The following is a 15,480-nucleotide window of genomic DNA, read 5'->3' on the forward strand; positions in this document are numbered from 1 at the left end:
AGACGGAACCGGTACTGATCCACCGCTATCGCGAGCAAGCTCGCTCCCACAGGGGGGCCCGGGTTTATTTGCCGGTAATCATCGGCAGGTTCAGCCCCTGTTCCTTGGCGCAATCGATGGCGATCTGGTAACCGGCATCGGCATGACGCATCACGCCCGTGGCCGGATCGTTGTGCAGCACGCGGGCAATGCGCTCGGCCGCTTCGTCGGTACCGTCGCAGACGATCACCATGCCCGAGTGCTGCGAGAAGCCCATGCCGACGCCGCCACCGTGGTGCAGCGAAACCCAGGTCGCGCCGCTCGCGGTGTTGAGCAAGGCGTTGAGCAACGGCCAGTCGGAAACCGCATCGGAACCGTCCTGCATGGATTCGGTTTCACGGTTGGGGCTGGCCACGGAACCAGAGTCCAGGTGGTCGCGGCCGATCACGATCGGGGCCGACAATTCGCCGCTGCGCACCATCTCGTTGAACGCCAGGCCCAGCTTGGCGCGTTGGCCCAGGCCAACCCAGCAGATACGTGCCGGCAAGCCCTGGAAGCTGATGCGCTCGCGGGCCATGTCCAGCCAGTTGTGCAGGTGGGCGTCGTCAGGGATCAGTTCCTTGACCTTGGCGTCGGTCTTGTAGATGTCCTGCGGATCACCGGACAGCGCAGCCCAGCGGAACGGGCCGATACCGCGGCAGAACAGCGGACGGATATAGGCCGGGACGAAACCAGGGAAGTCGAAGGCATTTTCGACGCCCTCTTCCTGGGCCATCTGGCGGATGTTGTTGCCGTAGTCGAAGGTCGGCACGCCCATTTTCTGGAAGGCCAGCATGGCTTTGACGTGGACGGCCATCGATTGCTTGGCGGCCTTCACCACGGCGGCGGGTTCGGTCTTGGCGCGGGCACGATATTCGTCCCAGGTCCAACCGGCCGGCAGGTAGCCGTTGAGTGGGTCGTGGGCGCTGGTCTGGTCGGTGACCATGTCTGGGCGCACACCACGACGGACCATTTCCGGCAGGATCTCGGCAGCGTTCCCACACAGCGCGATGGAAATCGCCTTGCCTTCGGCAGTGTATTTCTCGATGCGCGCCAGGGCGTCGTCGAGGTCCTTGGCTTGCTCGTCGACGTAGCGGGTTTTCAGGCGGAAATCGATGCTCACCTGCTGGCATTCGATGTTCAGCGAGCACGCACCGGCCAGGGTAGCGGCCAAGGGCTGCGCACCGCCCATGCCGCCCAGGCCGGCGGTCAGGACCCAGCGACCCTTGAGGTTGGAGTCGTAGTGCTGGCGACCGGCCTCGACGAAGGTTTCATAAGTGCCTTGCACGATGCCCTGGCTGCCAATGTAGATCCAGCTGCCGGCGGTCATCTGGCCGTACATGGCCAGGCCCTTGGCGTCGAGTTCGTTGAAGTGCTCCCAACTGGCCCAGTGCGGCACCAGGTTGGAGTTGGCGATCAGCACGCGAGGAGCGTTGCTGTGGGTCTTGAACACGCCCACCGGCTTGCCGGATTGCACCAGCAGGGTTTCGTCGTCGTTCAGGTTGGTCAGGCTTTCGACGATCTTGTCGTAGCACTCCCAGTTGCGCGCCGCGCGGCCAATGCCACCGTAGACCACCAGTTCCTTGGGGTTCTCGGCCACTTCCGGGTCGAGGTTGTTCATCAACATGCGCAGCGGTGCTTCAGTCAGCCAGCTCTTGGCGGTCAGCGTGTTACCGCGAGGGGCACGGATTTCAACGTCACGGTATTTTTCGGGTTTGCGGGTAGCGTCGGTCACAGCAAAAACTCCTCAGCGATCAATCCAGACCAGCCCGGGCAGTGGGCAGCGATTTAGCGAACGTTGCGTTGAATATCGGCGACTCATACGCATACGTCTTTACTTGTATGTACAAGCATATGCAATCAAGCGGCCAACTTGTTGGAGGCGATATTCAGAAACGGCTGGGGAATTGGCTGAAAGCCTTGTGATTTAAGGGCTGCTGAGCGGCATGAAATTTTTCAAGAGAGTTTTCGAGGGGGAAATCGGAGGGTCACAGAAGCGTGGTGTTGCGCCACGCTGGGGCATTCGGTAACAAGTTGGTGCGCAGAAGAAACAGCAGGCAGGCACCTTGTGGCGAGGGTGTTTATCTGTGGGAGCAAGGCTTGCTCCCACAGGGTACTCAAGAAGCTGAAATTAGCGGGCCGTCAGCTCAATCACGCAGCATTGACCGTGAGTGGAGACATCCACCAACCCGGTGTTACTGCTCAGTTGCAAACAGTCGTAGAGGCCCAAATCAACGGCGGACTCACCGACCTTGATAGCCAGTCCCGGGGCGGCACTGAACACCAGTACCGTTTGCGCGTCACTGAAAAACCGCTGCTGGCCGCCCAACCACTGCAACCGCGCGCGGTAACGCTGCGGTGCGTAGATCAGGTTGAAATCACGAATCGGTCCGCCCAGCAGTGTGCAGAACACATGGCTCTCGCCGCTGAACGTAAAAGGGTCCAGCGGATGCAAAGCCCGCGTGACTTGGCCATCGACGTTCAGTGTCATGCCGCTCCCCTGCAAGACACTGATGACCCGCTCGTAACCGGCGAAGGTGGAGAAGCCGCCCGACTCACCAATGTCGGCAATCGACAGGCGCCAGCCGAAACCTTCCAGGCCGGTGCCGGCATCGCGAGTGATTTCTTCGGTGCTGCCGCCACCGTTTTTCCACGGCATGCGTGGGTAGTCTGCCGCGCGTAAAACCTTCAAATGGCTCATTTATGAAAGCGCCCTTCCAGACTGTGGCGGGACCCCGGATGAATCAAACGGGCGGCGGTCACCGGCTGGCGCCCGGACCAGGTGCGGCGGCGAATCAACAGGCACGGCTCGCCCCTTTCGATCTGCAACAACTTGCATTCACTCGGCTCGGCCAGGATCGCCTCGACCACATGCTCGCCCTCGGTCAGCGGCGCGACCTGGTTCAGATAGGCGTAGGGCGTTTGCACGGTGAAGTCCTGCTTGAGGTAGTCCGGCGCCACCAGCGCGTTGACGAAACGGTCCTCGATTTGCACGGGGATGTCATTTTCGAAATGCACGATCAGCGAATGGAACACTTTCTGGCCTTCGCGCATATCCAGGGCCAGGGCCCGCTCGGAACCGGCCGCCTCTTCTTCCAGGGTAATGACCTTGCAAGTGTGACGATGGCCACGGGAGGCGATTTCGTCGGCGATGTTATGCACTTCGAACAACGCGGACTGGCTCTTGGGCTCGGCCACGAAGGTGCCGACACCCTGCATGCGCACCAACAGGCCGTCGGCGGTCATTTCCCGCAGCGCACGGTTGATGGTCATGCGACTGAAGCCCAGTTGGCTGACCAGTTCGCTTTCCGACGGCACGCGGTAATGCGGCGGCCAGTTTCCACTGTCGATCTGCTGGGTGATCATCTGTTTGACGCGGGCGTACAGGGGTGCCGGACTGTCACCCATGTTTGCGGCCAGCGGCTGTTTGGCAGGCGGAGTCGGCACGGCGGTTCCCTGTTCTGCGGATAAGGTTGCTAGCTTGCCGGAGTTTACCGGCCAGGCAAACGTCTGTATATGTATATACAAATTACGCACGATGAGGTTGAACCATGTCCGCCTTCTTTGCCGAACGCGCGCTGCTGCCTAGTGGATGGGCCCATGATGTACGTCTTGAGGTCGATGCCGAAGGCGTCCTGACCCATATCCAGGCCGGTTCCCACGCAGACGGCGCCGAACGGCTGGGCGGTCCGCTGTTGCCGGGTATGCCGAACCTGCACTCCCATGCCTTCCAACGGGCCATGGCCGGGCTGGCGGAAGTGGCAGGCAATCCCAACGACAGTTTCTGGACCTGGCGCGACTTGATGTACCGCCTCGTCGGAAAAATCAGTCCCGACCAACTCGGCATCATTGCCCGCCAGCTGTACATCGAAATGCTCAAGGTCGGCTACACCTCGGTCGCCGAATTCCACTATGTGCACCACGACATCGATGGCACGCCCTACGCCGACCCGGCGGAGCTGGCCCTGCGCATCAGCCACGCCGCCAGCGCCGCCGGCATCGGCCTGACGCTGCTGCCGGTGCTCTACAGCCACTCCGGTTTTGGCGGCCAGGCGCCCAATGACGGGCAGCGCCGGTTCATCAACAGCACCGAAAACTACTTGAAGCTTCAGTCGCGCTTGCAGCCGGTCCTGGCTGGGCAGCCGTCCCAGGCGCTGGGTCTGTGCTTCCACTCGCTGCGTGCCGTGACGCCCGGGCAGATCCAGGATGTGCTGGCCGCCAGTGACCGCGAGTGCCCGGTGCACATTCACATTGCCGAACAGCAGAAGGAAGTCGACGATTGCCTGAGCTGGAGCGGCGCCCGTCCGCTGCAATGGCTGTACGAAAACACCGAAGTCGACCAGCGCTGGTGCCTGGTCCACGCCACCCACGCCAATGCCCAGGAAGTCAGCCTCATGGCCAGGAGCCGGGCGATTGCCGGCCTGTGCCTGACCACCGAAGCCAACCTGGGGGACGGGATTTTCCCGGCCGTGGATTTCCTCGCCCAGGGCGGGCGCCTGGGGATCGGCTCTGACAGCCATGTATCGCTGAGCGTGGTCGAAGAATTGCGCTGGCTGGAATATGGCCAGCGCCTGCGGGATCAACGGCGCAACCGCTTGTATCGGGCGGATCAGCCGATGGTCGGTCGCACCTTGTTCGATGCGGCGCTGGAAGGCGGTGCCCAGGCCCTGGGACAACCGATCGGTACCCTCGAAATCGGCAAGCGCGCCGACTGGCTGGTGCTCGATGGCAGCGACCCGTACCTGGCCACGGCCCAGGGCGACGGCATCCTCAATCGCTGGCTGTTTGCCGGCGGCGATCGCCAGGTGCGCGATGTGATGGTCGGCGGTCGGTGGGTGGTGCGCGATGGGCGGCATGCCGGCGAAGAGCAAAGCGCCCGGGCGTTTACCCAGGTACTGCGCGAACTTTTAGGCTGACCCAATCAACCCTGTGGGAGCGAGCTTGCTCGCGATAGGGCCTTTACCTTCAACATACATGTTGACTGAAAGTCCGCTATCGCGAGCAAGCTCGCTCCCACATCGGTTTTCGGGTGACAGTCAGTTCGAGGTCTTGGCCATCTGTCGATCCGACGCGCGCCAGATCAGGCGCGTGGTGTCGTAGCCCTGCTGGCGTGCCTTGCTCAGCAGCTCCTCGCGCACGACGCTATTGACGGTCGGTGTACGGGACAGCAGCCACATGTAGCGACGGCTTGGGTCGCCGACGATGGCGGTCTTGTAGTCATCGCTGACGTACAACACCCAGTATTGCCCTTTCGCCACGCCCGGCACGATCCGCGAAAACCAGTTGTCGAACTCGACCCAGAGCTTGTCGGTCTTGCCCGGCACCTGTGGCGTGGCGGTGCCCCTGGCTTCTTCCCACTGCCAGTCCGAGGTCAGGCAGCGATTGAGCACTCCCACGCTGCCGTCTGGCTTGAGGGTGTAGTGAGCTTCCGATTGCGCGCAATTGCGCTGGAAATACATGGGCAGGCGGGCCAACTCATACCAGGTCCCTTGGTAGCGCTTGAGATTGACGCTGTTGACCGTCTTGGGTGCCAGCGGATCTTCGCCAGAAGTGGCACAGCCAGCCAAAATCAGGCCAGCCAAAAGCACAAAAACTAACCGCATCATTATTTTTCTCCCGCGGGCACTGTGGCCAGCATGGTTAGTTCGTCAGTTCAAATTCGGATGCCAGAAGCCTCTAGCCAAGGCGCTGCGACGAGTCATAGCCCGCTATGGCGAGGAGCAGCAACGCAAGCTAGGGGCTTCTGACGCCGAAGTTGACTGACAGAACTAACCATACTGGCCACCATCCCCGGTTTACTTCAGGCCTTGGCCGGAAAACATCAACACTTTGTCACCGGCGTACTGCACGCTGATAAAGCTTTTCTGGTCGCCCCAGGTGCAGCTGGACATGCCGAGCGCGCCTGAACAATCGGTCGGTTTCCCCAGTAACGTTTCGACTTCGGACTTGGGCATGCCAGCCGACAGCTTCGAGTAGTTTTCCTGGTTGACCTTGCTGCATGCAGTCAATACGACACACACAAACAACAAGGCGATAGATCGCAGCGACATGGTGTAACTCCTGGAACGGAAGGGGGGTGGCAGGTGCCAACCAGAAGCTTAGAAGAGAAAACCCCTATCTGGTTCCCCTACACCCCCGGTATTTATTGGGTTTGGGCAGGTGTTTCATCGGTGAAACACTCACTTTGTGACAGCGTCGTGCATTTCGTCGGAATTGAACCGCTACCGCTGATGGGGCGGTCTGGCACGCCGATAAAAAGAAACAGCGCAAACCAATGCGTTATGGCAAATTGACAGCCCGTCCTGACCCGTCCCTCCGCGGTAGTGTTATTAATGACCAGAAACATGAAATTCAGCCATAAAATCCTGCTGGCTGCCGCCCTCGTGGTGGCCGTTGCATTCGCCTGTTTCATCCTGTTCAACGACTATCGTCAACGCCAGAGCTTGAACGCCAGCACCGAAACCTCCATGCAGGAACTCGGCAGCCTGACCAGCCGCAACATCCAGACGTGGGTCGACGGCCGCATCCAGTTGCTGCAATCGCTGGCCCAGCAGATTGCCGTGGACGGCAGCAGTGCCGACAGCCTCAAGCGCGCCGTAGGCCTGCCGGCCTACACCAGCAATTTCCAGCTCAGTTATTTTGGTGGCACCGACGGCGTGATGTTCTCGGTACCGGCCGGCAATCGCGCCGCCGATTACGACCCGCGTGCCCGTGGCTGGTACAAGGCCGCCAACAGCGCACAGCAAACCATCGTCACCGAACCCTACATCGCCGCCTCGTCGGGCAAGCTGGTGATTACCGTCGCCACCCCGGTGCAGCACCAGAACCAGATGATCGGCGTGGCCGGTGCGGACATCGACCTGTCCAGCGTCAGCGCCATCATCAACTCGCTGAACTTCGGCGGCCACGGCCACGCGTTCATCGTCAGTGCCGACGGCAAGATCCTGATCCACCCCGACAGCAAGCGCGTGCTCAAGACCCTGGCCGAGGCCTACCCTAACGGCGCGCCTCAAATCAGCCCGGGCGTGAAAGAAGTCGACCTCGACGGCAAGACCCAATTCATCTCCTTCACCCACGTCAACGGCGTGCCGGGAGCCGACTGGTACGTGGCGCTGGTGCTCGACAAGGACACCGCGCTGGCGATGCTCAGTGAGTTCCGTACGTCGGCGCTGATCGCCATGGTCATTGCCGTGGTATTCATCATCGCCCTGCTCGGCATGTTGATCCGCGTGCTGATGCAGCCGCTGCTGACCATGGGCCGCGCCATGCACGACATCGCCGAAGGCGAAGGCGACCTGACCCGGCGCCTGGTCATCCACGGCCACGACGAATTCGGCGCGCTGGGGACTTCGTTCAACCGCTTTGTCGAACGCATTCATACCTCGATCCGTGAAGTGGCCTCGGCCACCGGCCAGGTCAACGAAGTCGCCCTGCGCGTGGTCAGCGCGTCCAACTCGTCGATGTTCAATTCCGACCAGCAGGCTTCGCGCACCAGCAGCGTGGCCGCGGCCATCAATCAGCTCGGTGCCGCCGCCCAGGAAATCGCCCAGAACGCCGCCCTCGCCTCGCAACATTCCAGCGATGCGCGCAGCCTGGCTGAAGATGGCCAACAAGTGGTGGATAAAACCATCGCGGCCATGCAACAGTTGTCGGCCAAGATCAGCGATTCGTGCGGCAACATCGAAACCTTGAACAGCAACACGGTGAACATCGGCCAGATTCTTGAGGTGATCACCAGCATTTCCCAGCAGACCAACCTGCTCGCCCTTAACGCCGCCATCGAAGCGGCCCGTGCCGGTGAAGCCGGGCGCGGCTTCGCGGTGGTGGCCGATGAAGTGCGCAACCTGGCCCACCGCACCCAGGATTCGGCGCAGCAAGTGCAGAAGATGATCGAAGAACTGCAAGTTGGCGCCCGGGAAGCGGTACTGACCATGACCGACAGCCAGCGCCAGAGCGAAAGCAGCGTCGGCATCGCCAACCAGGCCGGCGAACGCCTGGGCAGCGTGACCCAGCGTATTGGTGAAATCGACGGCATGAACCAGTCCGTGGCCACCGCCACCGAAGAACAGACCGCCGTGGTGGAGTCGATCAACGTCGACATCACCGAGATCAACACCCTGAACCAGGAAGGCGTGGAAAACCTGCAAGCCACCTTGCGGGCCTGTGCCGACCTGGAGCAGCAGGCGGCGCGGTTGAAGCAGTTGGTGGGTAGTTTCCGGATCTAGTGCTTTTGCGGCCTCTTCGCGAGCAGGCTCGCTCCCACATTAGAACTTCAGCGGACGCACATTTTGCGCTCAACGAAAATCCAGTGTGGGAGCGAGCCTGCTCGCGAAGACGGTATCAGCCTCACAGCAAAATCAGAACCTGGACCCAGGCCTGTTCAAGAATTCCACTTCCTCAGCCGTAGACTCGCGCCCCAACACCGCATTGCGATGGGGAAAGCGCCCAAACCGGGCAATGATCTTCTGATGCCGTTCGGCATAATCCAGGTTGTCTTCGAACACCGCCCGTTGCGCCTCCGGTTGTTCTCGCACCAGATCGATAAACCGCGACACGGCCTCGTTCTGCACCGCGAGGTTTTCGCAGTGTTCGAGCACGAGGTAGATGAATACGCGTTGGATCGGTTTGAGTTGCCGGTCGAAACCCGCAGCCATGCCCTGGGCTACCAGCGCTTGGGCACGCAGGTCGCCGGAGAAGGCCTTGGGGGTGTCGCGAAAGATCATTCGCGGGAGTTGGTCGAGTAGCAGCACCAGGGCCAGCCAACCTTCCGGGCGTTGCGCCCAGTCGGTCAATCCGCCGGCCAGTGCCAGCTCGACCTGATCGCCAAAGCGCTCGTTGGCCTGGCGATCATGGCGTTTGCCGAACCACAGCTTGCCTCTGTCAGCCGATATCTCGTCCGGTGTCTTGGCTGAACCAAACCACCAATCGAGCAACGGCTGCCAGGGCTCGGCCATGATTTACTCCTTGTGGTAGGCCGTGGCGCGCGCCACTTCTTCCTTCGAGCCGAGGAACACCGCCACGCGCTGGTGCAGGCCGTCGGGCTTGATATCGAGGATACGCTGATGGCCGTCGGTGGAAGCGCCGCCCGCCTGTTCCACCAGGAACGACATCGGGTTGGCTTCGTACATCAGACGCAGTTTGCCCGGCTTGGACGGCTCACGGCTGTCGCGCGGGTACATGAACAGACCGCCACGGGTCAGGATACGGTGCACATCGGCAACCATCGCGGCGACCCAGCGCATGTTGTAGTTCTTCTTCAGCGGACCTTCTTCGCCCGCCAGCAACTCTTCGACGTAGCGTTTTACCGGAGCTTCCCAGTGACGCTGGTTGGACATGTTGATGGCGAATTCCTGGGTGGTTTCAGGAATGGTGATGTCTTCGTGGGTCAATACGAAGCTGCCCATCTCGCGGTCCAGGGTAAAGCCCTTGACGCCGTCGCCCAGGGTCAGCACCAGCATGGTCTGAGGGCCGTAGATGGCATAACCGGCTGCGACCTGCTCGGTGCCTGGCTGCAGGAAGGCCTTTTCATTCAAGGCTTCGTTCTGGCTCAGGTATTCGTTCGGGCAACGCAGTACCGAGAAGATGGTGCCAACCGGTGCGTTAATGTCGATGTTCGACGAACCGTCCAGTGGGTCGAATACCAGCAGGTAGGCACCCTTGGGGTATTTGCCCGGGATCTGGTAGGCATTGTCCATTTCCTCGGACGCCATGCCGGCCAGGTGACCGCCCCATTCGTTGGCTTCGAGCAGGATTTCGTTGGACAGCACGTCGAGCTTCTTCTGCACTTCGCCCTGCACGTTTTCGGTGCCCATGCTGCCCAGGACACCACCCAGCGCGCCTTTGGAGACGGCGTGGCTGATTTCCTTGCATGCACGCGCCACCACTTCGATCAAAAAGCGCAGATCGGCAGGGGTGTTGTTGCTGCGGGTCTGCTCAATCAAATAGCGACTCAAGGTAACGCGGGACATGGACGGCTCCGAAGAATAGGGGGCGGAAAAACCAGCGCAGTTTAGCGCGAGTCGGGACTTAATTCCTCCTATGAGACGGGGAATGGAGGATTGAGTTCACGGGGTAGCGGTTCGCTTGGGTATTTCTGTTGGTTGAGAGAACGCTATCGCGAGCAAGCTCGCTCCCACAGTTGACCGAGTTGCTGCGACGAACGTGGCCTATTGTGGGAGCGAGCTTGCTCGCGATGAATCACCTCAACTCTTGACCGGCGGCTTGCGCAGCAGGCTGAACGCCATCGCCGCGAGGAACAGCACGCTGAGCAGCAGCACCGCCCACAAGCCGATCTTCTTCCAATTGGTATCGACCGTCGCAGGCGTGGTTGCCGTGGCCGCAGCCGGGGTCGACGTGGCCGCGCCGTTCACGGTCGCCGTACCCAGCGTTGCCAGGCGCGACGGTTTGTAATCGGGCACCAGCGTGGTCAAGGGCAAGCTGGCCGCTTTCACTGTCGCGCTGCCCAGGGCCAGGCTGTAAGGTCCTTCGCCACGCGCCAGGAACACCACCTGGGTCGGACGCACGGCAAAGCGCAGGGCCGGGGCTTCGCTGCCCAGACCGCCGCCACGCTCGTCCACGGTCAATTTCAATTGCTGTACGGTCTGGCCGGACAGTTGCAATTGGTTTTGCAACACATCCTGGCCGTTCTGGGTCAGGCGATAGAGCAAACCACTGCCCAGCGGCTGCCACGGATGGCTGCTTTCACGGCGACCGGCCAAGGTCACCGGCGCCAGGCTGTTGGCCTGGCTCAGCTCGACCTGCACCTGCTCGATGTTCAGCCCCATGGGCAACTGCCAGGTGTATTCACCGGCCTTCACGGTGCTGCCGGCCAATGGCTGCGACCAGGCCAGTGGCAACGGCAAGCTTTCGCGGCTGGCGCTTTGCAACTGGGCCGAGGTCAGGATCGGCGCGGAGGACGGCGAATCCCACAACAACCGCAAGTAACGCGCCGATTGCCCCGGCAAGCTCACTTCATGCTGCTCGACTCGCTCATCGGCAAAGGTCAAGCGCGCCACCTGGCCTTCGCCCCACGACTGCCAGTGTTGCAAGTCGTCACTGGCTTCGATGGTAAACCGCTGGAAACCGTCGCGCTCACTGGTCCAGTCGAGCACCAACTGCTGCAACGGTGCCTTGATCGCGCTGGCATCCAGCAGCCAGCCACGCAGCTCCTCCTCCCCAGCTTCGAGCCGGCTGGAGGGTTGGACTTCCACCAAGGTGCCGTTGGCATTCGATTGCACCCGCACACTGGGCGCGCGCTCATTGTCATCGGCGGCGTTGTACAGCGGGAACCACTTCACGTCGGTGAGGGTACGGTTTTCCCGGCTCTGGGCCGACTCGCGCACAAGGGCGTAGGCCTGGGCCTGGCCGGCCGCGTTGAAGACCCGCAGATCGCTCAGGTCGGTCTGTCGCGCCTGCAACTGCACGTCCAGGGGCAACGGGAGGCGATACCACGGCCCCTCGCCGCTCAAGGCCATTGGCACCTGATGGGCAAAATCCGTCGGTTGCTCCTGGGCCACGGCCGACAATGCCGCCCATAACCCCACCACGCCCAGCCCGATCCGACTCAACTTGCGACTCAAGACGACACTCCCTCACTGACAGGCATAGGCGGCTCATCCTGCGCGACCGTCTCCGGGCGCTTGGGCGGCAGCGGCGCAAAATAGCCCACTACCAGCAGCAACACGCCTACACCGATAAACGAAACAATCCGCGCCAGACCGCCACGGTTACTCAATTCGACAAAAAACAGCTTGGCCACGACCACCGCGATCAACGCCGCGCCGATCAGCCACACTTCACGACGGTGGCGCAAATGCCCACCGATCATCAGCCCCAGGGCGATCAGGGTCCAGACAATGGACAACCCGGCCTGCACGAACATCGACTCGAGCAGCGCGTCCAGCTCGTATGGCACCCCCATCCACTGGTGGGCACTGCGCATCACCAGGGCGGTGAAGAACGCGAACAGCGACACACCGGCGATCAACTGAGCGATGTGCCCGACGCGATTCCAACGGTTCGTCGATTGCTCCACGGCATTGCGGGCCCACACATAGATACCGAACAAGGCGAACAGCAGGCCCAGCTCCAAGGGATTGAGCAACGGCACATAAGGCAGCGGCTCTGAGTTGCCATCGCTGAAGGTGTTGGTCAGCCAGAACCAACCGAGCATCAACAACGCCATCGGCGCCGCCGCGTAGACACGGTACTCGCGCGGTTGGGCCGATACCGGCCACGGCAAGGCACGCGGCGTGGCCATCAGCACCAGGTAAAGGCCTGGCAGGATCGCCCAGGCCAGCCAGCGCCAGGCGTTGTACTGCTCGGACAGCAACAGCAGGCCGTAACGCAACTCCAGCATCAACACCGCCATCAGCAACCAGCAACCGAGCACATGGGCCGTACTGCGCGCCGGGGCCGGCAGCATCGGCGCCAGGCGCTTGAGAGAAAGGAAATGCACGGCAAATACCGCCAGCCAGGCCAGCCAGCCGAAATTCGCGGCCGGGTGATAGTGGCTGTGCCCCGTTGCCACCAGCACGCAGCCCGCCGCCGGAATCAACAAAGTACACAGCAGCCCCAGCGCCGGCCATTTCAAGCGCTGCGCCAAGACTGTCCACACCGCCACGCTGATCGCCGCAACCAGCAGCAGCCAACTGCCCTGCAGGTTTGCCGGGGCAAAGCGCAATACTTCGCTGACCCACGCCAGCGCCCACCAACCGGCGCCCCAGATCAGCAGCAGCTCGGACAGGCGCTGCAAGCTCAAGACCTCGAGTTCCCGCGCCGCGTGCGCCCGTTGCAGGCGCCATGCGCCCACCAGGGCTGCGAGCCCCAGCACCAGCGGCGTCCAGAAGCCGCTGTGGGCCAGCGGTCGCAGATCCTCGGCGTTGAGCGGCCCCAACAGCGCCGGCCCCGCCGTCAGGAATGCCGCACCGCCCAGCAGTTGCAGCAGCAGGCCGAAGACAAAACTCACGCGCTGTTTCAGGTACAGGCTCAGCCAGATGATCAACAAGCCGCTGGCCGCCCACACACCGCTCGCCGTTTGCCACGGCAGGACGAACAGCACCGCAAGGTTGATCAGCACCAGCCCCGCCAGCAACACCACCGACAAGCCGCGCAGCAACCGGACATCGTTGCGCACCATGTCATCACGTGCCGCCAGCAACATGCCGCCAATCAACGCCAGGCCGATCAGCGAGGCGCTGAGCAAGCCGCTCCAGCCCGCGCTGAACACCACCGCCGAATCCCCCTCGGCGCCTTGCAAGCGCAGCAGGAACAGCGCGCCGCCAAGCAATTGCACCCCAAATGCGCTGAACAGGAAGCTGCGCGACTGCAGGCGCAGGCCAACAAACAGCGTTGCCAATCCAGCCAGGGCCCAGGCAATGGCGGTGCCGTGGGTGAAGAAGAACAGCGGTGCCAGCAGATAGAGGAAACTCAACCCCAGCACAGCCAGCACCGGCAGGCCTCGGCGCTCCCAATTGGCGCTGTGTTCAGGTTCAGCCTTGTGCAGTTGGTAGAAGGTGAACAGCAAGGCGCCGCCGAGCATCAACGCGCCCAGCGCTGAACCATCGAGCAGGCTGCCGTCGCCGATACGCAATTCGCTGACGAACGCCAGTGCCGAGCCCAATTGCAGCAACAAGGCAAAAGCCCGGGCGAATGGGCGCTGCTGGCGCAGGCCCAGCCAGAAGATCCCCGCGCCTTCCACGGCCCACGCCGCTGCGGTCCAGCGGGCGTCGAGCCCCAAGGGGATCGCCAGGCTGGCAAAAATCACCCCCAGGGCAAGGCAGGTTTCCGCCAGCAACAGGGCGCGACCGCCCATCAATACCCGCGCCAGGCCCATGTAGATCATGCCCAGGGCCAGGGCGCTGAACGCAGCGGCGAACTCAAAATGCTGCACCAACGCGAACTGCAAGCCGAAGCCCACCAGCGGCGGGCCGAACAGCATGGTGCCGTCCACGTAATCGCCCTTGCGCGCCGACCAGTGCAACAGCGCATCGCGGCTGGCGTCTTCGGGAGCATCGCTCATTTCCAGCAACTTGCGCCGGGTGAACAGCAAGCCAATCGCCAGGTAGATGAGGAAGAACAGGATCAGGAACGGTTCGGTGCTCCAGAGCAGTTCCGGTGTGTAGGAGCGCATGCCCCAGGCGAAACCGATGCCGAAGGTGCCGACAAAGCCGATCAGGTTGAGCAGGCGCCAGGCCTTGAACCAGGCAATCGCGAGGATGCCGGCGTTGAGCAGGATGAAATAGCTGAACAGCGCGACGTGATTGCCACTGCCGGTGGAGGTCAGGATCGGCGCGGCAAACCCGCCCAGCGCCGCAGCCGCGGCCAGGCCCAAGGCGTTCTGGGTAATCGCCAGGATTGCCGAGAACACCGTCACCGCGACCAGCAAGCCCAGGGCCGCCTTGGAGTCGAGCAACGGATGCAGGCGCATGGCCGCGAACACTGTCAGGTACAGCACCGCGATCCCGGTGCCCTGGAGCATAAGCGCATAGTTGCTGTTGCGTTGGCGCAACCACCAGCCCAGGCCCAACAGGCCCAACGCGCTGGCCGCGACGCCGGCGTAACGCAACTCGATCGGCACCACCATGCCTTCGGTGGCATAGCGCAGCAAAAACGCCAGGCCGAGAAACAACAGCACCACGCCGACCCGCAGCACCGTGTTGCCGCCGAACAGCCAGTTGCGCGCGCCAATCACGGCGCGGTCGAACAGATTCGGGCCACGGGGGGCCGCGGGTTTCGAAACCCTCGGTTCCAAGGGCATCGGCTCCAGGGGCAGCGGCGCGAAGTCGCGCTCGGCACGCCGACTGGAAGTGGTTGGCGCGGGTTTCCAAACGTCATCGGGCAACGGTTGGCTGGCCTGGGTGGCCATCGCGGGAACGGGTTCGAGGTCTGGCGGCAATTCCCAGACAAGCTCTGGCTCGGTGCGCGTCTCGGGCTTCGCAGCCTGGGGCACGACAACCTCGGGCGCTGGCGCCGAATCACTCGATTCGGCCACCTTGCCGCGTTCGAGAACCGTCAGACGGGCTTCCAACGTGAGCAAGCTCTGCTGGGCCTCTTGCAACAAGATCTGTTGCTTGGCCGCCTGGCTACCCAGGCGCCCCAATCGAAACGCCTGGGCGATGCCAAGCCCCACCAGCGCGCCTATCAGCGCATCGGCAAACGACTCGTCCACCACCCAGCCGAGTGCCAGGCCCAACAGCGTCAAGATCCATTGCATGGTCGATATCCCTAAGCGGCCCGTTGCGGGCGTAACCGGGGTGATGCGGTGCTTGACTCAGTCTAGTGGAAACCCCCAAACCCTGTGGGAGCGAGCTGTGTGGGAGCAAAGCTTGCTCGCGATCCAGGCGCTGCGGTCCTCAAGAGACCGCGGCGTTTTCATCGCGGGCAAGCCTTGCTCCCACACAGCTCGCTCCCACATTGGATTGTTGGCACTTCCAGTGCTGAGCCCGGCCACACAGCCCGGCG

Annotated in this window: 11 protein-coding genes; 2 read left to right on the plus strand and 9 right to left on the minus strand. The window is 62.4% G+C overall.

Translation table 11 applies throughout. From position 1 onward, the window contains the following. Positions 1-64: 64 nt before the first annotated feature. From hutU to hutC, 3 genes are all read right to left on the minus strand, one after another. Positions 65-1,753, minus strand: coding sequence for a urocanate hydratase (hutU, locus tag F7R20_RS22455; protein WP_003196887.1), 1,689 nt, complete (start codon positions 1,751-1,753; stop codon positions 65-67). Positions 1,754-2,149: 396 nt separating this feature from the next. Next, complete coding sequence (locus tag F7R20_RS22460) at positions 2,150-2,719, minus strand: HutD/Ves family protein (protein ID WP_003196884.1); 570 nt, start codon at positions 2,717-2,719, stop codon at positions 2,150-2,152. Further along, entirely contained in the window at positions 2,716-3,426 is a 711-nt protein-coding gene (gene hutC, locus F7R20_RS22465) for a histidine utilization repressor (protein WP_170845945.1), read from the minus strand. The genes F7R20_RS22460 and hutC overlap by 4 nt, the downstream gene beginning before the upstream one ends. Before the next feature lie 143 nt (positions 3,427-3,569). Here hutC and F7R20_RS22470 point away from each other — a divergent pair, with 143 nt between their 5' ends. Further along, on the plus strand, positions 3,570-4,934 hold the full coding sequence (locus F7R20_RS22470) for a formimidoylglutamate deiminase (protein WP_003196880.1): 1,365 nt from the start codon (positions 3,570-3,572) through the stop codon (positions 4,932-4,934). A gap of 120 nt (positions 4,935-5,054) precedes the next feature. On the opposite strand, the gene F7R20_RS22475 is transcribed toward F7R20_RS22470, so the two are convergent. Together F7R20_RS22475 and F7R20_RS22480 are read right to left on the minus strand one after the other, a co-directional pair. Then, positions 5,055-5,624 (minus strand): lipocalin family protein, encoded by a 570-nt coding sequence (locus F7R20_RS22475; RefSeq protein ID WP_003196879.1) that lies wholly within the window; start codon positions 5,622-5,624, stop codon positions 5,055-5,057. A 189-nt stretch (positions 5,625-5,813) separates the two neighbouring features. Continuing rightward, entirely contained in the window at positions 5,814-6,068 is a 255-nt protein-coding gene (locus F7R20_RS22480) for a hypothetical protein (RefSeq protein ID WP_003196877.1), read from the minus strand. 282 nt (positions 6,069-6,350) lie between these two features. Here F7R20_RS22480 and F7R20_RS22485 point away from each other — a divergent pair, with 282 nt between their 5' ends. Continuing rightward, complete coding sequence (locus tag F7R20_RS22485) at positions 6,351-8,243, plus strand: methyl-accepting chemotaxis protein (RefSeq protein ID WP_013692077.1); 1,893 nt, start codon at positions 6,351-6,353, stop codon at positions 8,241-8,243. A 132-nt stretch (positions 8,244-8,375) separates the two neighbouring features. On the opposite strand, the gene F7R20_RS22490 is transcribed toward F7R20_RS22485, so the two are convergent. The 4 genes from F7R20_RS22490 to F7R20_RS22505 form a co-directional block, all read right to left on the minus strand. Beyond that, positions 8,376-8,972 (minus strand): DUF924 family protein, encoded by a 597-nt coding sequence (locus F7R20_RS22490; RefSeq protein ID WP_003196874.1) that lies wholly within the window; start codon positions 8,970-8,972, stop codon positions 8,376-8,378. Between the two features lie 3 nt (positions 8,973-8,975). Further along, entirely contained in the window at positions 8,976-9,986 is a 1,011-nt protein-coding gene (locus F7R20_RS22495; RefSeq protein WP_003196872.1) for a class 1 fructose-bisphosphatase, read from the minus strand. A gap of 234 nt (positions 9,987-10,220) precedes the next feature. Beyond that, positions 10,221-11,597, minus strand: coding sequence for a DUF3999 domain-containing protein (locus tag F7R20_RS22500; protein WP_042956372.1), 1,377 nt, complete (start codon positions 11,595-11,597; stop codon positions 10,221-10,223). Next, the gene (locus tag F7R20_RS22505; RefSeq protein ID WP_003196869.1) at positions 11,594-15,232 is read right to left on the minus strand and encodes a DUF2339 domain-containing protein; all 3,639 of its coding nucleotides are present in this window, start codon (positions 15,230-15,232) and stop codon (positions 11,594-11,596) included. The genes F7R20_RS22500 and F7R20_RS22505 overlap by 4 nt, the downstream gene beginning before the upstream one ends. Positions 15,233-15,480: the final 248 nt, after the last annotated feature.

The sequence above is a fragment of the Pseudomonas brassicacearum subsp. brassicacearum genome (genome assembly GCF_008801605.1).
GTDB classification, from domain to species: Bacteria; Pseudomonadota; Gammaproteobacteria; order Pseudomonadales; family Pseudomonadaceae; genus Aquipseudomonas; species Aquipseudomonas brassicacearum.

Coding starts and splice junctions, on each gene's coding strand:
- F7R20_RS22460 (WP_003196884.1), bottom strand. CDS start 2,719: ATGAGCCATTTGAAGGTTTTACGCGCGGCAGACTACCCACGCATGCCG.
- hutC (WP_170845945.1), bottom strand. CDS start 3,426: ATGGGTGACAGTCCGGCACCCCTGTACGCCCGCGTCAAACAGATGATC.
- F7R20_RS22470 (WP_003196880.1), top strand. CDS start 3,570: ATGTCCGCCTTCTTTGCCGAACGCGCGCTGCTGCCTAGTGGATGGGCC.
- F7R20_RS22475 (WP_003196879.1), bottom strand. CDS start 5,624: ATGATGCGGTTAGTTTTTGTGCTTTTGGCTGGCCTGATTTTGGCTGGC.
- F7R20_RS22480 (WP_003196877.1), bottom strand. CDS start 6,068: ATGTCGCTGCGATCTATCGCCTTGTTGTTTGTGTGTGTCGTATTGACT.
- F7R20_RS22485 (WP_013692077.1), top strand. CDS start 6,351: ATGACCAGAAACATGAAATTCAGCCATAAAATCCTGCTGGCTGCCGCC.
- F7R20_RS22490 (WP_003196874.1), bottom strand. CDS start 8,972: ATGGCCGAGCCCTGGCAGCCGTTGCTCGATTGGTGGTTTGGTTCAGCC.
- F7R20_RS22495 (WP_003196872.1), bottom strand. CDS start 9,986: ATGTCCCGCGTTACCTTGAGTCGCTATTTGATTGAGCAGACCCGCAGC.
- F7R20_RS22505 (WP_003196869.1), bottom strand. CDS start 15,232: ATGCAATGGATCTTGACGCTGTTGGGCCTGGCACTCGGCTGGGTGGTG.